Raw genomic sequence first — 20,944 nt, forward strand, 5'->3', positions numbered from 1 at the left:
TTCATCATTCACAGGAAATAAACATAGGATAGTTCAGAACGTGTTCTGGAGGTTTTGATCATGGGGAAAATAAGATTCAAGCTCACGGTTCTGCTCGTTTTGGCTGCCGTACTGGCCGGAGGCTTTTATTATTTAAAAAACGGAAGCGTTCAAGATGTCTCAACGGCGCTCAGCCAAACCGTCTCATCTGAGGAAAAGAACTATACCATTTATCAATATAAGATCACCAAAATTGACGGCACTGAATACCACGGGGTATCAGATAACGGAACGAAGATCATTTTTAATGCGAAAAATCTCAACCAGGATCTGTCCGACATTAAAGAAGGAGACAAAGTAAAGGCCTACTTCTCTAATGCAAACAGAATCGACGGATTAATCAAAGTCGTCAAGGTGGCAGATTAAAAACCCTCTGAGAAACAGAGGGTTTTTCTGTGCAAGCAGTTTTCATTGCAATTTTAATATACGGCGGCTATAATTACGCATAAGGACAAGTAAATATCGATTGTATCCTTCGGGGCTGGGTGAAAATCCCGACCGGCGGTAATAAAGCGAGAGACAGCTTTAGAGCCCGTGACCCGCTGTGCTTCGTGCAAAGCGGTGGATTCAGTGAGAAGCTGAAGCCGACAGTGAAAGTCTGGATGGGAGAAGGATGAAGAGACTATGTGAAAAATTATGATGATGCATAGTTTTATTTCTCATGCACAAAAACAAACCCCCGGATCGACATCCGGGGTTATTTTTTTGGAAGAAGGGAGGGAAATTCATGACAGATGCGCATTATATGAATCTTGCATTGGAGCTTGCGAAGCAGGGCGAAGGTCAGACAGGGGCCAATCCGCTTGTCGGAGCCGTTGTCGTCAAAGACGGTGAAGTGGTCGGGATGGGGGCTCATTTAAAATACGGCGAAGCGCATGCAGAAGTGCACGCCATTCAAATGGCAGGCCGCCATGCGGAAGGAGCCGTCATTTATGTGACGCTTGAACCGTGCAGCCATTACGGCAAAACCCCTCCTTGCGCGGAACTGATTATTCGTTCCGGTTTGAAGCGGGTAGTCGTGGCAGCCGTAGATCCGAATCCGCTCGTTTCCGGAAGAGGAATCGGGATGCTGAGAAGCGCCGGGATCGAAGTCGAAACAGGCGTTCTCAAAGAACAGGCGGAAGAGCTGAACGAAAAGTTCATGCATTTTATGCGGACAGGCCTTCCGTATGTGACATTAAAAGCAGCTGCCAGCCTTGACGGCAAAACCGCTACCGCAACAGGCGACAGCAAATGGATTACTTCTGAAGAAGCGCGGATGGACGCTCACCAATACCGAAAAAACCACCAAAGTATTTTAGTTGGATCGGGCACAATAAAAGCAGACGACCCGAGTTTGACATGCCGTCTCCCCGGTGCAGTGAATCAGCCGGTGCGTGTCGTTCTCGATACGACGCTGTCAATCCCGCTTCAGTCAAAAGTCATTCAGGATAAAGCAGCGGAAACCTGGATTTACACGACGTCCAAGGCAGATCCCGAAAGGGTTCGGAACCTGGAAAAAGAAGGTGTACAGGTAACCGTGCTGGATGCGGATGAACTTCCGGTGCGCGACGTGCTTCTGCACCTTGCAGACCGAGGAATCGCTTCAGTCTTTGTCGAAGGTGGTGCGACGGTTCACGCAAGCTTCGTCAAAGAAGGACTCTATCAGCAAATGATCTTCTATCTTGCCCCTAAATTAATCGGAGGGCTGCAATCTCCCAGCATCCTCTCCGGTGAAGGCTTTCAATCGATGAAAGATGTCCCCTTACTGCATTTCACAACCATTACCAAAATCGGCCAGGATATAAAGCTGGCGGCAAAACCGATAAAAGAATAAGGCGGTGGCATATGTTTACAGGCATCATTGAAGAAGTCGGAACGATTTTAGACATGAAAAAGGCGGGAAGCGCCATGTCTTTAGTCATCCAATCCGACAAAGTGACCGAAGATGTGAAGCTTGGCGACAGCATTGCTGTCAACGGAGTCTGCCTGACCGTAAATGAGTTCGGTTCCGGCAGTTTCACGGCGGATGTCATGCTTGAAACGCTGAAAGCGACATCACTCGGCACATTAAAAAAAGGAAGCCGCGTCAATCTTGAACGGGCGATGGCGGCAAACGGCCGCTTTGGCGGGCATATGGTGTCGGGGCATGTCGACGGCACCGCGTCTATCGTGCGCATAGAAAAAGCGGCTAACGCCGTATACTATGATTTAAAACTTGACCCTTCACTGGCCAAAATGCTTGTGTTAAAAGGTTCGATCGCCGTAGACGGCGTCAGCCTCACCATTTTTGGACTGACGGAAGATCAAGTAACAGTCTCGCTTATCCCGCACACATTGGATGAAACGATTTTTTCGGAAAAAAAGCCCGGAAGCATCGTCAACATCGAGTGCGATATGATCGGCAAATACATTTACCGGTTTCTCCACCAAACAAAACAAGATAAACAGGCAAAACCATTGACTGAATCATTTTTTAAAGAAAACGGGTTTTAAATGAAAGGAGGCTGAGCGCCTATGTTTCACACAATTGAAGAAGCGATACGCGATTTGAAGCAAGGAAAAGTCATCATCGTGGTCGATGACGAGGACAGGGAAAACGAAGGCGATTTCGTTGCGCTGGCAGAATACGCAACACCTGAAGTGATCAACTTTATGGCTTCGCACGGAAGGGGGTTGATCTGCGCGCCGCTTAATGAAGAGATCGCTTCACGGCTTGACCTCCATCCGATGGTGGACGAAAATACCGATTCTCATCACACGGCATTTACGGTCAGTGTGGATCACCGCGATACAAAGACGGGGATCAGCGCTCAGGAGCGGTCGTTGACCGTCATGTCGCTGATTGATGATCACGCGCTCCCGGGCGATTTTAAAAGACCGGGGCACATTTTCCCCTTGATTGCGAAAACAGGCGGCGTTTTAAAAAGAGCCGGACATACGGAGGCGGCCGTTGACCTTGCGGAGGCGTGCGGTTCCGCGCCTGCCGGCGTCATCTGCGAAATCATGAATGAAGACGGCACGATGGCCAGGGTACCCGAACTCAAAAAAATAGCCGTCCAGCACGACTTGAAAATGATTACGATTAAAGATTTGATCGAATACCGCTACAGCAAGGGAACGCTGATCAACCGAGAAGTGAAGATTACGCTGCCTTCCGAATTCGGCACATTCAAGGTTTACGGCTATACAAATGAAATCGATGACAAGGAACATATAGCACTCGTCAAAGGCGATATACCTTTCGGAGACGAACCTGTCCTTGTCCGCGTACACTCAGAATGCCTGACGGGTGATGTTTTCGGCTCTTACCGCTGCGACTGCGGCCCGCAGCTTGCTGCTGCGCTTGCGCAAATCGAACAAGCGGGCCGGGGCGTGCTCCTGTATTTGAGACAGGAAGGAAGAGGAATCGGCTTAATCAATAAACTGAAAGCATACAAGCTGCAGGAAGAAGGATATGACACCGTGCAGGCTAACGAAAAGCTCGGTTTTCTCCCGGATCTTCGCAACTACGGGATCGGCGCCCAAATCTTAAGAGACCTCGGCGTGAAACAAATGAAGCTGCTGACGAACAATCCGCGCAAGATTGCCGGTCTCGAAGGCTACGGACTGACGATCGCAGACAGGGTGCCGCTGCAGATGGAGACAAAAAAAGATAATGAAAAGTACTTAAAAACGAAAAAATCAAAATTGGGGCATATGCTTCATTTTTAAACTAAAATCAATCACAAAAAAGGACGGGATTCATATGAATAAAATAGAAGGTCATGTAATTGGAACAGATTTGAAAATTGGGATCGTTGTGTCAAGGTTCAACGATTTTATTACAAGCAAACTTCTAAGCGGTGCAGAAGATACGCTGTTGAGACATGGGGTCAAAGCTGATGATATTGATGTCGCCTGGGTTCCCGGCGCATTCGAGATTCCGCTGATCGCCAAAAAAATGGCTGAAACGAAAAAATACGACGCCGTGATTACACTTGGCACGGTCATCAGAGGAGCGACAAGCCACTATGACTATGTCTGCAATGAAGCGGCAAAGGGGATTGCGGCGAGCAGCATGTCAACAGGCGTTCCGGTAATCTTCGGCGTATTGACGACAGACACGATCGAGCAGGCGGTAGAACGCGCCGGAACAAAAGCCGGAAATAAAGGTGCAGAAGCTGCCGCGGCAGCGATTGAAATGGCGAACCTGACCCGGTCGCTTCAATAATTACCGAAAAAGAGTTTAAAAAGGTTATAAAAATGTTTATAATGTGATGTGAAGCGACTAGCCTTCGTTAGATCCACATTTTGATATATTGAGGGGTATTTATGTTAATTCGTTATAAAAAGTCATTCGAAAAGATTGCGATGGGGCTCCTTTCGTTTATGCCGAATGAGAAGGACGTCAAGCAGCTTCAGCAGACAATTAAAGACTATGAAACGGACACTGAAAGGCAGCTGTTCCTATGGAAAGAAGGCGAGGATATTGTCGGCTGTGTAGGAGTAGAGAAAAGAGAAGAAGAAGTTGAGATCAAGCATATCAGTGTAAACCCGTCTCACCGTCATCAAGGAATCGGCAAAAAAATGGTGTCGGCCATTTCGCAAATGTTTGCACCTAAACCGCTGGTTCCGAATGAATTAACTAAAGGATTCTTTGCGCGCTGTCAGGATCACGAAAATGAAGACATCACATATAACCAATGAGCAGAGGCTTCTAGCCTCTGCTCTTTTTTCGCCGTTCGATTTGTTTTTCCCTCTCGGCAACCACTTCAGTCCGGTCTCTCAGCAGGTGTTTATCGATGATGAAGGTGTCGGGTGGATCGTTTGCTCCCCACTCATACGACCTTTTTTCACATTGTTTCCGGCATGCTTTGATCAAAGCTTCATCTGTGATCGGAAGCATGATGCTTTCATAAGGAGAATGGGCTTTAATTTTTTGGTAAGTCTTCCTTAACAGCTTGATGAAGCGGCTGTAATCCAATCCGAGCGATTCGACTGCGTCTTTTTCGGCCGCCAGGATGCGGATGCTGTTCGCCATTAATCTCTCTGCGCCGGCAAAATTGTTTCTCCGCTGATGATAGAGTGCGACAGCCAGCTGAATCAACCCGACCCAGTATGATTTCCGCTCGCCGGGAGGGTCTTTTTTCCAATGGTCCTCTAAAATTTCGTGGCATTCAAAATAATCCCTTGCCCCGTGGAATTCGGCCAGGTAATCGATATAAGCTTGGGGATACATCTGACATCCTCCTTTAAGTTTCCGTTAAAGTGTATCATAAGAACGGAACGGAGGAAAAACGGCTGATATATCCAGGCTATGAAAAAAGCGCCCGGTAACGGACGCTTCTCATTTTTATGTTAATAGATCCATGCCGCTCCTACAATAATCAACAAAATAAACAGAACGACAATCAAAGCAAATCCTCCGCCGTAGCCGAAGCCTTTACCTCCCATGTTGTTCCCTCCTCAGGTTTAAGATTTTACACAGTATTTTATGCAGCATACGCTCAAATCGTATAGGCGAATGCCAAAGCTTCTTAAATTATATTGGACTTCATGCAGACGCGTAATTTATACTAAAGGGTAGCCAGTTTTAGCCGGCTTAGAAGCGATTTTGAAAATGGTGAGAAATGAACATGGAATATCAGGTGAAAATCGAGGCGTTTGAAGGGCCGCTGGATCTGCTGCTGCACTTAATCAACCGCCTTGAAATAGACATTTATGACATACCTGTTGCGAAGATAACCGAGCAGTATTTATTATATGTGCATACGATGCGCGAACTTGAGCTCGACGTGGCCAGCGAATATTTGGTGATGGCTGCGACCCTTCTCAGCATTAAAAGCCGAATGCTCCTTCCAAAGCAGGAAGAGGAGCTGTTTGACGAAGAGTTTCTCGAGGAGGAAGAGGACCCGAGAGAAGAATTGATTGAAAAATTAATAGAGTACAGAAAATACAAAAGTGCCGCGCAAAATTTGAAGGAGCGCGAGGAAGAGCGGCAAAAAGCATTCGCGAAGCCGCCGAGCGATTTAAGCGACTATGCCAAGGAAATCAAACTCAGCGAGCAAAAGCTGTCCGTCACCGTTTACGACATGCTCGGGGCGTTTCAAAAGGTGCTGAACCGCAAAAAAATCAGCCGGCCGTCTGAAACTAGAATTTCAAGACAGGAAATACCGATAGAAGAACGAATGACGCAAATCGTCGATTGTTTGAAATCGTCCCGCAAAAGGATGCATTTTATGGAACTGTTCCCGTACGAACAGAAAGAGCATCTCGTTGTGACGTTTTTGGCGATTTTGGAGCTGATGAAAAACCAGCTGATCATCATTGAACAGGAACACAACTTTTCAGACATTTACATAACAGGGAGTGAAGCGATTCATGACGCTTGATATCGTGAATTGGAAAGCCATTGTCGAAGCGCTTTTGTATGCCGCCGGCGACGAGGGCCTGACAAAAAAACAGCTATTATCCGTTTTGGAGATCGATGAAGCCGAGCTTCAGGATATTATGCTTGATGTCAAAGAAACCTATAAAAAAGATGACAGGGGCATCGAGCTTGTCGAGTACGCGGATACGTACATGCTTTCGACCAAAAAAGAATTCGCCGTCTATTTGAAAAAGCTGATTGAAGCCCCTTCAAAAGGGCTTTCTCAGGCTGCCCTCGAAGTTTTGGCCATCGTCTCATATAAGCAGCCGATTACAAGAGCGGAAGTCGAGGAGATCAGAGGGGTCAAATCTGAACGGATTCTCCAGAGCCTTGTCGCAAAAGCGCTGTTGTGCGAAGTAGGCCGGGCGGACGGACCGGGCCGGGCAATCTTGTACGGTACAACCGAAACATTCCTTGAACAATTCGGTTTAAAAACGCTTGAAGAACTTCCGCCGCTGCCCGAAAATGTAGAAGAAGACGGGGTTCAGGAAGAAGCCGATCTGTTCTTTGAGAACTTTAACCAGACGTTCGAAGATTTAAAATAGACTCACCTTAAGGACCGAAGTATGATAATATATATTATCGTATTTTTTATGTTTAATTTCATTCATGAAAGAATACGATTGTAACAAAGCGATGAGGAGAGGGTGCCGACACCAATGGGAAAATCTATGGCAAGAGCCCAAACCGAGCAGGCAGGCGAATTTTTAGCACAGACCGTTCAGACGCTGAGCGATTATTTAAACGAAACGACGCTCTCATCCCTTGAAGCCGAAGAGCCCGGGAGCAGAGATTATTATCGCGATGTCCTCAGCAACTTGAGAAAGCTGGCGGTTTACTGTGAAGAAGGGCTTCTGGCCTGCCGAATCAGACTGCAGCAGAATCCTTTTCAGGACGCTGCCGCCGAAAGGACGCTCTATCAGATCTATCATCGATGCATAGAAGAATTTTTTACGCCGAAAAAAGATACTTGGTACGAAGACAGCAGAGCGGCCTACACCGGAAAAAACGCCATTTGCTTTCACGAACCAGCGCCGGCCTCATTAAAAAAATTGATGGCTTCGCTTGAAACAGAATATCAATCGATGAGAGAAGAATTGGAATACTATGCGACTGACTATCGGGTGAAGATGGTTCAGCCGAGATCATAGCTTAAAATGAACCGTGAGCCGGAACTCCCCCTTTCATGAAAGGGGGAGTTTTTAAGTTGCTTTTAGATTTTTCTCGGAGAATCATCCAATTGGTGTTCATAACGGAAAGACAAGCGCATAAACTTGTACAAACAACCACAAGGACGTGAGAGAAAATGCGCTTTTTTCTAAAACAGGCTGCAGCAGCCATCATCATATGCTCTCTTTTATGCTCTTCATACCAAATCGCTGAAGCACAGCCTTCCCTTCATGTCAGCGCAAAAAGCGCGATTGTCATGGACGGGCAATCCGGACGGGTATTGTTTGCGAAGGATGAGCATGAAAAACGGCGCATTGCAAGCATTACGAAGATTATGACAGCCATTTTGGCCGTAGAATCGGGCAAATTGGATGAAACGGTCACGGTCAGCGACAGAGCGGTCAGAACGGAAGGATCATCGATCTATTTGACAAGCGGGCAAAAGGTGAAACTGAAGGACCTTGTTTACGGTTTGATGCTGAGATCGGGAAATGACGCAGCCGTTGCGATTGCCGAGCATGTGGGCGGAAGCCTGGAAGGCTTTGTCTACATGATGAATCAAAAAGCGGCCGACATTGGCATGGAAAACACCCTGTTCCGCAATCCGCACGGACTCGATGACCACCCTGACCACTATTCCTCGGCCTATGATATGGCGCTTTTGACGAAATATGCGATGACAAACGAAACGTACCGAAAAATCGCCGGAACGAAGCGCTATAAGGCAGAAACGATGCAAGGCATCTGGAGAAATAAAAACAAGCTTTTAACAGGGCTTTACGAATACAGTACAGGCGGAAAGACGGGATATACCAAGCTGGCGAAGCGCACGCTCGTCTCCACTTCATCGAAAGACGGAACCGATTTGATCGCCGTCACCATCAACGCCCCTGACGACTGGAATGATCATATGAACATGTTCAACTATGTATACGGCCACTACAAAACATATATCATCGCCAAAAAAGGCGAGGTTCCGAAATTAAGAGACTCATTTTACGGGAATAAAGCTTTTATTAAACGTGATGTCACATATCTGTTAAACGAAGAAGAAAAAGAAGACGTAAAGGTTGACATCGAGCTTCTTAAACCGAAAAAATCGTGGCGTAAAAACAAAAAAGAAATCCCGGACATCATCGGGGAAATGAACGTCATGTTCAACGGAAAAACGATTGCAAGCGTACCGATCTATTATGAAAACGAACGCAACAAAAAGCCGAAAAAATCGTTTTTCGAGACCTTTCAATCCGTATTCCAAAAAGCGGCAGGCGGTTCATCATGGTCAATATAATCTGGGTCGGCTTAACGGTGATCGGTCTGGTGTTTGCGCTTTTCAACGGAACGGTTCAGGAAGTCAATGAAGCCGTATTTAAAGGTTCGAAGGAAGCCGTCACGATTTCGATCGGCCTGATGAGCGTCCTTGTTTTTTGGCTGGGGCTGATGAAAATCGCCGAACAATCCGGGCTTCTCGAAAAATTCAGCAGGTTGTGCCGGCCGTTCATTTCAAAGCTGTTTCCCGAGATCCCTCCGGATCATCCGGCGATGGGGTATATTTTATCCAATTTAATGGCCAACTTTTTCGGATTGGGCAATGCGGCGACACCGCTCGGCATTAAAGCGATGGAACAGATGAAGGCGCTCAACCGGAACCGCAGGGAAGCGAGCCGCTCAATGATCACTTTTCTGGCCGTCAATACGTCAAGCATTACCTTGATTCCGACGACCGTCATCGCGGTCAGGATGACATATGATGCAAAGGCGCCGACAGACATCGTCGGGCCGACCATTTTGGCGACTTTAATATCGGGGATCTTTGCGATCTTCATTGACCGATACTTTTATTATAGAAGAAAAAAGAAGGGGTGAGCATGTGGAATTCATCAATTGGCTTTCTCTGGCTCTTATCCCGTTTATCATCGCCACGATTCTGCTGTATGGCACATTCAAAAAAGTTCCGACTTATGAAGCGTTTGTTGAGGGAGGGAAGGAAGGAATCCAAATTGCGTTTTCCATTATCCCTTATCTGGTCGGTATGCTTGTCGCGATCACCGTTTTCCGTGCTTCAGGGGCGCTCGATTTTTTTATGAATCTTTTAAAGCCGGTGTTTTCCGCCGTGGGAATTCCGACGGAAGTGGTTCCGCTGGCTCTGATCCGGCCGATTTCGGGAACGGCGGCGCTCGGCATGACGACCGATTTGATCGCAGTTTACGGACCCGATTCGTTCATCGGCCGGCTGGCCTCTGTCATGCAGGGATCGACAGACACGACGCTGTATGTTTTGACCGTCTATTTCGGTGCGGTCGGAATCAAGAAAATGGGGGATGCTTTAAAAGTGGGACTGCTTGCTGATTTAGCGGGAATTATTGCGTCTGTGATTATTGTAACATTGCTGTTTGGAAGCGCCTGATCAAGAGGCGCTTTTTTGCTTTTCTGCCAAAACTGTTTTACTTTTGACGTGAGAAAGGATACATTTAAGGGCGGAGTGCTTCTTTCCTAAGGAAGAAGGCGCCCGCAAACTTGTTTGTTGGTCTGGAAAAAAGTAAGATAATACATGAGGTGAAAGATATGGAACGACTTCAAAAAGTAATCGCCCACGCCGGTATTGCATCAAGGCGGAAGGCGGAGGAACTTATAAAAGAAGGGAGAGTCACGGTCAACGGCAAAACCGTCAGAGAGCTCGGCGTCAAAGTATCAAGCTCCGACCGGATTGAGGTAAACGGCGTCCAGCTCGAAAGCGAAGAACCCGTTTATTTTCTCCTGTATAAACCGAGAGGGGTTATATCAGCAGTCAAAGACGACAAAGGCCGGAAAGTTGTGACCGACTTTTTCACAGAAGTGGAAGAGCGGATCTATCCGATCGGAAGGCTTGATTATGACACAAGCGGCCTCTTATTGTTAACGAATGACGGGGACTTCGCTAATAAATTGATGCACCCGAAATACGAAATTAATAAAACGTATGTGGCAAAGCTGAAAGGCATTCCTTTAAAGGAGAATTTAAAAAAACTTGAGCGGGGCGTACGCCTTGAGGAAGGAAAGACAGCTCCGGCAAAAGTGAAGCTTTTGTCACTCGATAAGAAAAAGCAGACAAGCATCGTCCAAATCACGATCCATGAGGGGCGAAACCGCCAGGTCAGAAGAATGTTTGAAGCCATCGGGCACGAAGTGCTTAAGCTGAAAAGGGAAGAGTACGCTTTTTTGAACCTGGCGGGCTTGAAAACTGGGGAAAAAAGAGAGCTCACGCCTCATGAAGTGAAAAGGCTCAGGGCATTGGCCGAACACGGTAAAGCGGCTTTCTAAATTTTCACACAACCTTCAAAAAAGGCAAATGGCAGGCAGTCATGAGATGATATAATGATACTGAATGTCTAAATGAGGGGGCGGATCATGAAAAAAAAGCGTTTTTACATTCGGACAGGCATCCTCCTTGTGCTGCTTGCAGCGCTTGGCTACACGCTGTACAGCGCCGTGTTTCAAAAGACGGAGAGTGTGGCGGTGGGGGAAAAAGCTCCCAATTTTTCGCTGGAGGATGTTGACGGCAACCGTCTCAAACTGGACGAGCTAAAAGGCAAAGGGGTATTTTTAAACTTTTGGGGAACATGGTGCGAACCATGCAAAAGAGAATTTCCTTACATGGCGAATCAATACAAAGTGTTTAAGGATCAAGGGGTTGAAATCGTCGCCGTCAATGTCGGCGAATCAAACCTTGCCGTCCGAAACTTTATGAAAGACTACGGCGTCAATTTTCCGGTTGTGCTTGATAAAGACAGGCAGGTTCTGAACGCCTACGATGTCACACCGCTGCCGACCACGTTTCTGATCAACCCTGATGGAGAGATTGTCAAAGTCGTGTCGGGCACGATGACAGAACGGATGATCCATGATTATATGAATATGATCAAACCAGAGGGATCGTCATGATGAAAGAAATCAAGTGCGAATGCGGCCACGTGAATCCGACGGGTACCGTTTTGTGTGAATCGTGCGGAAAGCCGCTCGTCAAACAGGATGCCAAACTCCTTGACATGCGGTATGACGGAAGTGCGAGACGCTCTCAAACATATAACAAAACAATCGTAGATAAAATATGGAATTTCTTTTCGTCTGTAAAGGTCGGCGTCTGGCTGATCGTCATTACGCTGACAGCATCTGCTTTTGGAACGATTTTCCCGCAGGAAATGTTCCTGCCGCCGGGTGCGCAGGCTGATACATACTACAGCGAACAATACGGGCTTCTCGGACAAATCTATTATGCTCTCGGTTTTCACAATCTTTACGGTTCATGGTGGTTTATTATTCTGGTTGCCTCAATCGGCATATCGCTTGTGATCTGCAGCCTTGACCGGGTCGTTCCTTTGTACAGGGCGCTGAAAAATCAGGGCGTCACGCGAAATCCGAACTTTATGGAGAGGCAGCGCCTTTTCAGCCGGACGGAAGCGGATTTGTCTGAAGACACCAGATCGCAAATCGTCGGTAAACTGAAGAAAAAACGATACCGCGTCAAGGAAGAAAACGGCAACCTGTTCGCGGAAAAAGGCCGTTTTTCAAGGTGGGGCCCATATGTGAACCATATCGGGCTGATCATATTCCTCATCGGTGTAATGCTCAGATTTGTTCCGGGCATGTATGTCGACGAAACCCTTTGGATCAGGGAAGGGGAGACCGTGCCCATCCCGGGAACTGACGGCCATTACTACTTGAAAAACAACCGGTTTACAAAAGAAATGTACGACAGTGAAAAAGAAAAAGACGTATTTTCAGAGGCGATTACTAAAGCGGGTGACGGGACTGTCGCAAAAACATATCAAACCGATGTTGAACTGTATGAAAGAAAAAATGACAGCCTGCCGGGTGAAGCGCCTGAATTGAAGAAAGTGAAAAGCGGCCAGATCAGGGTCAATGACCCGCTGAAATTCGGTTCATATGCACTCTATCAGCTGACTTACAAGGAAGGCGAGCTCGACAAAATGGTGTTTCAGCTGATTGAAAAAGACAGCGGGAAATCTTTCGGCAAAGTGGCAATCGACCTCTTGGAGCCGAAACCGGAATATGATCTTGGCAACGGTTACAAAGTTCATATTGCAAGCTACCTGCCGGACTTTTATTTTAACAAAGACGGAGAGCCGAGCACGAAAACGAGGAATCCGAACAATCCGGCTTTTGTATTCCAGATCACCGCCCCGGATAAGCCTAAAGGAGAAAAGAGTTTCGTTGCGATTCAGGAAACAATCGAAGGTTCTGACGACAATAAATATAAGATGAAGTTTGACCACGTCGAAACGAAGAATCTCTCAGGCCTCACCATTAGAAAAGATTTGACTTTATGGGTGCTCATGGTCGGCGGCGCCATCTTTATGATCGGCGTCATCCAGGGGATGTACTGGCACCACAGAAGGATCTGGCTCAGAACGCTGGATGGGCATGTGCTCGTCGCCGGACATACGAACAAAAACTGGTACGGGCTGAAGCAGGACTTGAAGGCCGTACTTGAGGATACGGGGATATCCGAACCGGCCGATCAAAAAGAACTGTCAAAGGAAAAAAATAAACGGCCAGCATAGGGAGGGGTTTTCATGGCAGAGTTAAGCGGCAATTTATTGTACGCGGCATTTCTTTTGTATCTCTCAGCGGTCTTCTTTTTTGGCGGCTCCATCAGGAGCAAGGCTTCAGACCGGAAGAAGAAGAACCGCTGGGCGTCGATCGCAGTATTGATCACGATCATCGGATTTGTATGCCAGTTTGGATATTTTATTGCGAGATGGATCGTTTCCGGACACGCACCTGTCAGCAATCTTTTTGAATTCACAACGGCTTTCAGCATGATGCTCGTTCTGGCGTTCATCATTATCTACTTTATTTACAAGCTGTCTGCTTTGGGGCTGTTTACACTGCCTGTTGTCCTGCTGTTAATCGCATATGCCAGCATGTTTCCGACCGATATCACACCGCTGATTCCGTCGCTTCAAAGCAACTGGCTTTATATTCATGTTACGACTGCAGCTCTCGGCCAGGCGATTCTCGCCATCAGCTTTGTTGCCGGCGTGATCTTTCTGCTCAAGCATGTGGATCAGTCACAGCCGGGCAAAAAAACGTTCTGGCTCGAATTTGTCATGTTTATGCTTGTGACAACGCTCGCGTTTATCCTTGTCACGACCTCATTCCGCATTGGGGGCTATGAAGCGAAGTTCAAGTGGATTGATAAAGACAACCAGGAAGACGTCATGATATACGAGCTTCCCGCTCTGATCGGACCGAACAAAGGCGAACTTTTAACAGAGGAGAGAATGGAGCCGCTTGTCAATGTGCCGCCTATTTTTTCAGGCCGGAAGCTGAATACGGTTCTCTGGTCGTTTGGAACCGGCGCATTGCTTTACGGTGTCATCAGGCTGATCATCAGAAAACGCATCAGTCAGCTTCTTCAGCCGCTCGTGAAAAATGTGAACCTTGACCTTGTCGATGAAATCGGCTATCGCTCCGTTTCGATCGGCTTTCCGGTTTTTACGCTTGGCGCGCTTATTTTCGCGATGATATGGGCACAGCTGGCATGGAGCAGATTCTGGGGCTGGGATCCGAAAGAAGTCTGGGCGTTGATTACATTTTTGTTTTATGCAGCTTATCTGCATCTCAGGCTTTCAAGAGGCTGGCACGGCGAAAAATCGGCGTGGCTCGCCGTCATCGGTTTTGCCATTATTATGTTTAATCTTATTTTTGTAAACCTTGTCATCGCCGGACTTCACTCTTATGCATGATCCGTGCGGTGCAGGAAGGTCCGGGCTTTTCGCCGGGCCTTCCGTAGCTTATCGTTTTAAAGTGCGGAAAGGCCATTCTTAGCTTGGCTTACAATCGCTTTTCTAATAAAATGAATGTAAGAAGATTCAAATCAGGAGGTTTACGATGGAACAGACGAAAGAGACAAAAATATTAGTAGTAGACGATGAGGCAAGAATCAGACGACTTTTAAAAATGTACCTGGAAAGGGAAAACTATAAGATCGAGGAAGCCGAGAATGGCGACGAAGCCATCGATAAAGCCCTGGGCAACGATTACGATTTAATCCTGCTCGATTTGATGATGCCCGGAACAGACGGCATTGAAGTATGCCGCCAAGTACGCGACAAAAAAGCCACTCCGATCATCATGCTGACGGCGAAAGGCGAAGAAGCGAACCGGGTGCAGGGCTTTGAAGTCGGAACCGATGACTATATTGTAAAACCTTTCAGTCCGAGGGAAGTGGTGCTGAGAGTCAAAGCGCTCTTGAGACGATCATCGCAAACCTCTTACCTGAATACAGATACAACGGCAAAAAATGTTCTTGTTTTTTCTCACTTATCCATTGATCACGATGCACACAGAGTTATGGCGGACGGAACCGAAGTCAGCCTGACGCCGAAAGAATATGAACTGCTTTACTTCCTGGCCAAAACCCCTGATAAAGTATACGATCGTGAAAAGCTGCTGAAGGAAGTATGGCAATACGAGTTTTTCGGTGATTTGAGAACGGTCGACACCCATGTTAAACGTCTACGTGAAAAATTGAACAAAGTCTCGCCGAAAGCTGCGAAAAAAATCGTAACGGTATGGGGTGTCGGGTATAAATTTGAGGTCGGAAACGAATGAAGTTTTGGAAGAGCGTAGTCGGTAAACTGTGGTTTACCATACTGCTTTTGGTTTCATTTGTCTTATTTATCCTTACGTTCTTTCTGCTTGAGTTTATTGAAAACTACCATGTCGATGAGGCGGAAGCTGATTTAACAAAGCTCGCCAGCAAGGTGGCCGTCATCATGGAAAACCATAAAGACCAGGAGACAGCCAGATCGATTACATGGGAGCTTGCCGATGAACTGACGAGCATTACCGTTATCAAAAATGAGAATGAATATTGGGATTCACCGCGGGAAAATCAAAAAGTGGCTTCCATTACATTAAAAGATATTAAAAATGATCCCGATCTGAACGAAGCGCTTCAGAAGCATCAAAAAGTGCAGAAGCGGACGGTCATCTCCAATCAAAAGAACGATCAGCTGATTGTCGGTGTACCGTACGGGAAAGGCGAAGATGAAGGCATGGTGTTTCTTTCTCAGTCGCTTCTTGCCGTGAAAGATACGACACAGCATACGACAAGATATATTCTCTTTGCCGCTGCAATTGCGATTGTGTTAACGACGATTTTCGCTTTCTTCCTGTCGAGCCGGATTACCTACCCGCTCAGAAAAATGCGGCAAGGTGCACAGGATCTTGCAAAAGGGAAGTTTGATACGAAGATTCCGATCCTGACCCAGGATGAAATCGGCGAGCTGGCGATTGCCTTTAACCAAATGGGGCGCCAGCTGAAGTTCCATATTACGGCGCTCAATCAAGAAAAGGAGCATTTGTCGAATATTTTAAGCAGTATGGCCGACGGCGTGATCACCATCAATATCGACGGGACGATTCTTGTGACTAACCCTCCGGCTGAACGCTTTTTACAGGCTTGGTATTATGAGCAGAACATGAATGTAAAAGAAGGCCATGAACTGCCTCCTGAAGCGCGCGAGCTTTTTCAAAACACCGTCAGCACGGAGAAGGAACAGATGATTGAAATGACCCTGCAAGGCAGAACATGGGTGCTGCTCATGAGTCCGCTGTACAATCAGTCACATGTGCGCGGAGCGGTCGCCGTGTTGAGGGATATGACGGAGGAAAGACGGCTTGATAAGCTGAGAAAAGACTTTATCGCCAATGTCAGCCATGAGCTGAGAACACCGATTTCGATGCTTCAAGGGTACAGTGAAGCGATCGTTGACGACATTGCAAGCTCTGAGGAAGAAAAAAAGGAAATCGCGCAGGTCATCTATGACGAGTCTTTACGAATGGGAAGGCTTGTGAATGATTTGCTGGACCTTGCCAGAATGGAGGCGGGCCATATTTCCTTAAACGTTGAACCGGTGGAGCTCCGCGAATTTTTCGAGAGGGTGTTCAGGAAGTTTTACGGAGTGGCCGGGGACAAAGAGATTACGCTTTCTCACAATCTTGATCTGCATGAAGCCAAATTTGTGTTTGACCCGGACAAAATGGAGCAGGTTTTAACAAACTTGATAGACAACGCGATCCGCCATACAAATGCCGGGGGCACCGTACATGTCGATGTGCAGTCAGCGCAAAGCGGGCTGAAGATCGCCGTGAAAGACTCGGGCAGCGGCATTCCCGAAGAGGACCTGCCGTTTATCTTTGAACGCTTTTACAAGGCGGATAAAGCAAGGACGAGAGGAAAAGGCGGGACGGGCCTCGGACTTGCGATCGTCAAAAACATCGTCGATGCACACAACGGATCGATCACCGTCCACAGCATGCTGAACGAAGGGACTTCCTTCACGTTTTACATTCCAAGAAATAAGCAGGATGATGGCCAAATTTGACGAACAATCTTGTTCCATAAGAAACAAAGAGCACCTGTTCATGCAGAACAGGTGCTCCGTTATTTGAGAACAAAATGTATCCAATTTGTAAAATGTCTGCTTATCCTGAAACGTTTTTGCCTTTGTTGCCGTTAAAAGAGTGGGAATTCCAAAAGACAGATGATCATCGATGAAGAATTTGGGATAACCGAAACTTTGATAGTAAAAACCGGATATGGACCCGTTCTGATCATTATAAAAGGCCGTTCATTTTTTCTGTGCCTTATAGCCCGCCAGCGATCCAATTGCGGAAAGTCAAATGTTGGTTTAGATTTATGTATCATCTCTATAGAAGGATGCGAGGAACAAAAGAGATTTTTAGAAAAATAAGCTTGAAACAGGGAATGAGTGATGACTTTATGGATAAAACCAAAATACTGATTATTGAAGATGATGAAGCAATTGCTGATTTGCTTTCATACGGGCTGACGTCCGAAGGTTTTGAAACGTGCACGGTCAATAACGGCTCTTCAGGCATGAGGGAATTAGATCAGTTCAAACCTGATCTTCTGCTGCTCGATTGGATGCTGCCTGACTGCAGCGGATTGGATATTTGCAAAACAGTGACCGAAAGCTATAATATTCCGATCCTCATGATCACCGCCAAATCAGATATCACGGATAAAATACTCGGGTTGGAATTCGGGGCCGACGACTATATTACAAAGCCGTTTGATCTGCGTGAAGTTGTCGCGAGAATCCGCACGATCCTTCGGCGTCTGGAACAAGCCTATCATGTGAACGAACGGGAAACGGAAAAAGAGGATGAGATCCGGTTTAAAAACATTGTGATCGTTCCGGGTGAAAGACTGGTGAAAAAAGACGGATCAGCCGTCGAATTGACTCCTAAAGAATATGATCTGCTGATGACTTTGGTTGACCATCGGGGAAAAGTTTTTACGCGTTCAGAGCTTTTGGAATTCGTTTGGGGATACGATTTTTTCGGTGACACCCGCACAGTTGATACCCATATTCAAAGACTCCGCAAAAAGCTTGATGCAAGCGACTTGATTAAAACGGTGTTCGGCATCGGATATAAATTCGAGAAGCAGGAGGAGTAGAGAGTGTTACGGACCATCAAGGGCAAGTTTATTGTTGGCTTTTTTCTGATTTTTTCTCTCTCTTTCCTTGTGCTCAATCACACGGTTAAGAACGTGATTTGGTCGAGTAATGAAAAAATTGTAACATCTGATTTAGTCGAACTGAAAAAAAACAGTATCGTCTATGTAAACCAGGCATTTTTAATCAATCATTATAAAAACAATGAACTTTATTTCGGTGATATGGCCGATGAAATGGTAGATAATTTGAATCACTCCACAGGAAGCAATGTCGGTGTTTATACTGTGAATGGCGCATTGTTGTCTTCTTCTGATCAGAAGGTGTTTTCCCGAGGGAGTGATGAAGATCTTAAACAGGCAATCAAAGGAAAGACTGCCTATCATATCACCTATAACCGCAACAAAGCAGAAGTGTTTTTTTCATATCCGGTTGTCGTTGAAGGTACAAAAGTAGGCATATTGCGTTTTTCGAAAAATTTCGACCTGCTGTATAAGCAAAGCGGAGAGGTTCTGGATATTGTTTTTTACATCGCGCTTGCCATATTTGTGGCGGCGTTCCTTTTCTCCTATATCCTGTCCAGACATATCACGATTCCGCTCGTCAAGCTGACAGATGCCACCTCGCAAGTCAAGAAGGGCAAGCTGGATATGGATATCCACTTTAATAGAAAAGATGAAATCGGCCAGCTTGCCGTCAACTTTAACGATATGATCAGCAGGATTCGAGAACAAATTTTAACCATTGAAAGAGATCGTGACCGTTTAAAGGAACTGAACGAACAAGAAAAACGATTTTTTGACAATATGACGCATGAGCTGAAAACACCTCTGACCTCTATCCAAGGATATGCCGAGATCATAAAAAATAAAGGGGAATCGGATCGGGCTTTTTTTGATAAAGGAATGAACCATATTGTTGAAGAAAGCCGACGCCTGCACAATTTGGTGATCAAGCTTCTTGAAGTATCCCGGGAACCGTCCAAAGGCGCTCAATTTGACACGGTCGACGCAGGGGAAATTTTAAAAGATGTTTGCGAATCGATGAAGTTTCGGGCAGAACGGTATAAGAAAAAGATCACCTGTGACATTGAAGATGGCCTGTACGTTCACAGTCATGTGAGCAGGCTGCGCCAGCTTTTCATCAATCTGCTGGACAACGCCATCAAATACAGCTTATCTCATTCGGAAATCATCATTAAGGCCGAAATCGTTGGAGAAAACATTCTTTTTACATTCAAGAATCCAAGTGCTCCATTGGAAAATGACCAACACTCCAAAATGTTCCAGCCTTTTTATTCAGTCAATCAGAAGATTAAGGAAGAGGGAAGTGTAGGCTTGGGATTAAGCATTGTGAAAACAATTGTTGACGAACACGGAGGAACAATCGAGATGTACTACAAGGAAAACCAAACAGTGATTCATGTTGAATTAGCTTACGCAAAGGTTGAGAAATGATGAAAAACAAACCGTTTATCATTTGGGCAGGAGTGCTGTTGTTTCTGGCCATTATCGTTTCCAGTTATAATGTCGGAAAAAGATCTGAAACGATTATCATCCCAAGCGGAGAAGACAATCATGTCGGTGACCAGAAGACCCGCCCTTTTCAAGTCAATACGATCTATCGCCTTCCAAAAGCAGGGCAGCTGCTTGGCTGGTCTTCACCGGATTCCGTAGTCGGTTTTTTCAAGGGAGATGGGACATCTGAACGTACGGCGCGCAGTCTTCAGCGTCTTTCCTCCCCCTATGAAAAAGCCGAAATCGTAAAAGGCATTGAAAGCAATATGTCCAACCTAAAAATGTCTCCAGACGGAAAGCGTATCGCCGGAGTCAATTTGGGATTAAGTAAGGCATCCATGCAGCTGTTTTCGCCGGCGAACGGTAAAAAAACGGAAATCGCCAGCATCTCCGCCAGCAATGAGGTCTATGTCCAAGATGTTTCATGGTCAAATAATAGCAGATACGTTTGTTACCTCGTTTTAGATGCCGGAAAGGGGAATCAGACAAGCCTTCGTGTTTATGATACGGCTTCCGGAACGCTTAAAACGTATACATTGAATGATTTTGCGGAGAAAAACTCGCTTACGGGCGTTAACATCTCTGATAATGGACGAGATTTTCTGCTTACCGTGTTGCAGCGTTCCGACGAGTACGGAATCAGAATGGGAACGATTGACGGCAACCGCATTAAAATCCAGGACAAGCGTCTGGACAGCCGCGGCGGGCCGGTTTGGTTAAACAATGATCAATTTGTATTCCTGGACACAGGAGAAACCCTGTACGAATATGATCGCAGAAACGGCGAGCTTTCTGCTTTACTCGAAAAAGTAACTGTTTTTAAATTCTCAAACGACTTAAAGAAAATCGCTTACTCTTTGAAGGATGAAGACAATATCTATGCAGGCAAGCTTCAGGGGAAAAATATCCTCTATGAAGAACCGATATACCACGGCACCATCCCTTCGGAAATATATTGGAGTCCGGACGGCAACAGCCTGCTCGTTAGCGCTCAATACCAGTATCCTTCAATGGAGAGTGCATCGGCGCGATTTTTAGAAGAACAAGCTTATATCATCACATTTAAATAACCGCTGTTTGAATATCAGGCAAAAAAACCTTATTTCAGTTAAATACCGAAATAAGGTTTTTCTTTTCACCCGTTTATTCCTTTCTTACTATTTTCTGAAAGGTAATAAGTCTTATTACTATTCCTCAAAAAATGATGTTTTTCCTCTTTTTGTGACATTTTGTTTACAAGTTGGTCGAACTTCTGCGATATCTTCCCCTTATATTTAAAGAGCATCCTTCTTATAGAACGTTGTCTTCAAAAAAGCAGCTTAAAAATTGTCATT

At 46.1% G+C, this 20,944-nt stretch carries 23 protein-coding genes and 1 riboswitch; of the genes, 21 read left to right on the forward strand and 2 right to left on the reverse strand.

Annotated elements, in window-relative coordinates:
* The first annotated feature begins 60 nt into the window (after positions 1–60).
* The 6 genes from MST20_RS15940 to MST20_RS15965 all read left to right on the forward strand — a co-directional run bounded on the left by MST20_RS15940 (position 61) and on the right by MST20_RS15965 (position 4,707).
* The gene (locus MST20_RS15940; RefSeq protein ID WP_020452015.1) at positions 61–405 is read left to right on the forward strand and encodes a hypothetical protein; all 345 of its coding nucleotides are present in this window, start codon (positions 61–63) and stop codon (positions 403–405) included.
* 101 nt (positions 406–506) lie between these two features.
* Positions 507–657: riboswitch (FMN riboswitch) on the forward strand.
* 109 nt (positions 658–766) lie between these two features.
* The gene (ribD, locus tag MST20_RS15945) at positions 767–1,855 is read left to right on the forward strand and encodes a bifunctional diaminohydroxyphosphoribosylaminopyrimidine deaminase/5-amino-6-(5-phosphoribosylamino)uracil reductase RibD (protein ID WP_243943363.1); all 1,089 of its coding nucleotides are present in this window, start codon (positions 767–769) and stop codon (positions 1,853–1,855) included.
* Positions 1,856–1,866: 11 nt separating this feature from the next.
* Positions 1,867–2,514 (forward strand): riboflavin synthase, encoded by a 648-nt coding sequence (gene ribE, locus MST20_RS15950; protein ID WP_243943365.1) that lies wholly within the window; start codon positions 1,867–1,869, stop codon positions 2,512–2,514.
* A 21-nt stretch (positions 2,515–2,535) separates the two neighbouring features.
* Positions 2,536–3,732, forward strand: coding sequence for a bifunctional 3,4-dihydroxy-2-butanone-4-phosphate synthase/GTP cyclohydrolase II (locus MST20_RS15955; protein ID WP_165427453.1), 1,197 nt, complete (start codon positions 2,536–2,538; stop codon positions 3,730–3,732).
* 34 nt (positions 3,733–3,766) lie between these two features.
* Positions 3,767–4,231, forward strand: a complete 465-nt coding sequence (gene ribH, locus MST20_RS15960) for a 6,7-dimethyl-8-ribityllumazine synthase (protein WP_003183115.1) — start codon at positions 3,767–3,769, stop codon at positions 4,229–4,231.
* 101 nt (positions 4,232–4,332) lie between these two features.
* A complete protein-coding gene (locus MST20_RS15965) occupies positions 4,333–4,707 on the forward strand; it encodes a GNAT family N-acetyltransferase (RefSeq protein ID WP_165427452.1) in 375 nt (124 codons plus the stop codon).
* 10 nt (positions 4,708–4,717) lie between these two features.
* Here the strand turns inward: MST20_RS15965 and MST20_RS15970 are convergent, their stop codons facing one another.
* Positions 4,718–5,239: a DUF309 domain-containing protein gene (locus tag MST20_RS15970; RefSeq protein WP_243943367.1), complete on the reverse strand. Its 522-nt coding sequence runs from the start codon at positions 5,237–5,239 to the stop codon at positions 4,718–4,720.
* Positions 5,240–5,358: 119 nt separating this feature from the next.
* Positions 5,359–5,454 carry a YjcZ family sporulation protein gene (locus MST20_RS15975; RefSeq protein WP_003183108.1) on the reverse strand — a complete coding sequence of 32 codons (96 nt, stop codon included), beginning with the start codon at positions 5,452–5,454 and terminating at the stop codon, positions 5,359–5,361.
* Positions 5,455–5,636: 182 nt separating this feature from the next.
* On the opposite strand from MST20_RS15975, the gene MST20_RS15980 reads away from it, so the two are divergent.
* The 15 genes from MST20_RS15980 (at position 5,637) to MST20_RS16050 (ending at position 20,680) form a co-directional block, all read left to right on the forward strand.
* A complete protein-coding gene (locus MST20_RS15980; protein WP_075754113.1) occupies positions 5,637–6,392 on the forward strand; it encodes a segregation/condensation protein A in 756 nt (251 codons plus the stop codon).
* The gene (scpB, locus tag MST20_RS15985; RefSeq protein ID WP_243943368.1) at positions 6,382–6,975 is read left to right on the forward strand and encodes an SMC-Scp complex subunit ScpB; all 594 of its coding nucleotides are present in this window, start codon (positions 6,382–6,384) and stop codon (positions 6,973–6,975) included. The genes MST20_RS15980 and scpB overlap by 11 nt, the downstream gene beginning before the upstream one ends.
* A 114-nt stretch (positions 6,976–7,089) precedes the next feature.
* Positions 7,090–7,581, forward strand: coding sequence for a YpuI family protein (locus MST20_RS15990; protein ID WP_243943372.1), 492 nt, complete (start codon positions 7,090–7,092; stop codon positions 7,579–7,581).
* 155 nt (positions 7,582–7,736) lie between these two features.
* Entirely contained in the window at positions 7,737–8,891 is a 1,155-nt protein-coding gene (locus MST20_RS15995) for a D-alanyl-D-alanine carboxypeptidase family protein (protein WP_243943374.1), read from the forward strand.
* Complete coding sequence (locus MST20_RS16000; RefSeq protein WP_020452005.1) at positions 8,879–9,466, forward strand: nucleoside recognition domain-containing protein; 588 nt, start codon at positions 8,879–8,881, stop codon at positions 9,464–9,466. Before MST20_RS15995 ends, MST20_RS16000 begins: the two co-directional genes overlap by 13 nt.
* 4 nt (positions 9,467–9,470) lie before the next feature.
* Positions 9,471–10,007 carry a spore maturation protein gene (locus MST20_RS16005; protein WP_023857485.1) on the forward strand — a complete coding sequence of 179 codons (537 nt, stop codon included), beginning with the start codon at positions 9,471–9,473 and terminating at the stop codon, positions 10,005–10,007.
* A 158-nt stretch (positions 10,008–10,165) separates the two neighbouring features.
* Positions 10,166–10,900, forward strand: a complete 735-nt coding sequence (rluB, locus tag MST20_RS16010) for a 23S rRNA pseudouridine(2605) synthase RluB (RefSeq protein WP_043054363.1) — start codon at positions 10,166–10,168, stop codon at positions 10,898–10,900.
* Between the two features lie 84 nt (positions 10,901–10,984).
* A complete protein-coding gene (gene resA, locus MST20_RS16015; protein WP_095323640.1) occupies positions 10,985–11,521 on the forward strand; it encodes a thiol-disulfide oxidoreductase ResA in 537 nt (178 codons plus the stop codon).
* Entirely contained in the window at positions 11,521–13,161 is a 1,641-nt protein-coding gene (gene resB, locus MST20_RS16020) for a cytochrome c biogenesis protein ResB (protein WP_243943376.1), read from the forward strand. Before resA ends, resB begins: the two co-directional genes overlap by 1 nt.
* A gap of 12 nt (positions 13,162–13,173) precedes the next feature.
* Positions 13,174–14,349, forward strand: a complete 1,176-nt coding sequence (ccsB, locus tag MST20_RS16025; RefSeq protein WP_243943378.1) for a c-type cytochrome biogenesis protein CcsB — start codon at positions 13,174–13,176, stop codon at positions 14,347–14,349.
* A gap of 145 nt (positions 14,350–14,494) precedes the next feature.
* The gene (locus MST20_RS16030; RefSeq protein ID WP_003183084.1) at positions 14,495–15,217 is read left to right on the forward strand and encodes a response regulator transcription factor; all 723 of its coding nucleotides are present in this window, start codon (positions 14,495–14,497) and stop codon (positions 15,215–15,217) included.
* Positions 15,214–16,995: an ATP-binding protein gene (locus MST20_RS16035; RefSeq protein WP_243943380.1), complete on the forward strand. Its 1,782-nt coding sequence runs from the start codon at positions 15,214–15,216 to the stop codon at positions 16,993–16,995. The genes MST20_RS16030 and MST20_RS16035 overlap by 4 nt, the downstream gene beginning before the upstream one ends.
* Before the next feature lie 398 nt (positions 16,996–17,393).
* Positions 17,394–18,095 (forward strand): response regulator transcription factor, encoded by a 702-nt coding sequence (locus MST20_RS16040; RefSeq protein WP_243943382.1) that lies wholly within the window; start codon positions 17,394–17,396, stop codon positions 18,093–18,095.
* 3 nt (positions 18,096–18,098) lie between these two features.
* Positions 18,099–19,550, forward strand: a complete 1,452-nt coding sequence (locus MST20_RS16045) for a HAMP domain-containing sensor histidine kinase (RefSeq protein WP_243943384.1) — start codon at positions 18,099–18,101, stop codon at positions 19,548–19,550.
* Positions 19,547–20,680, forward strand: coding sequence for a WD40 repeat domain-containing protein (locus tag MST20_RS16050; RefSeq protein WP_243943386.1), 1,134 nt, complete (start codon positions 19,547–19,549; stop codon positions 20,678–20,680). The genes MST20_RS16045 and MST20_RS16050 overlap by 4 nt, the downstream gene beginning before the upstream one ends.
* Positions 20,681–20,944 lie beyond the last annotated feature (264 nt).

The organism is Bacillus sp. B19-2, from assembly GCF_022832475.1.
In the GTDB taxonomy this organism is placed as follows: Bacteria; Bacillota; Bacilli; order Bacillales; family Bacillaceae; genus Bacillus; species Bacillus paralicheniformis.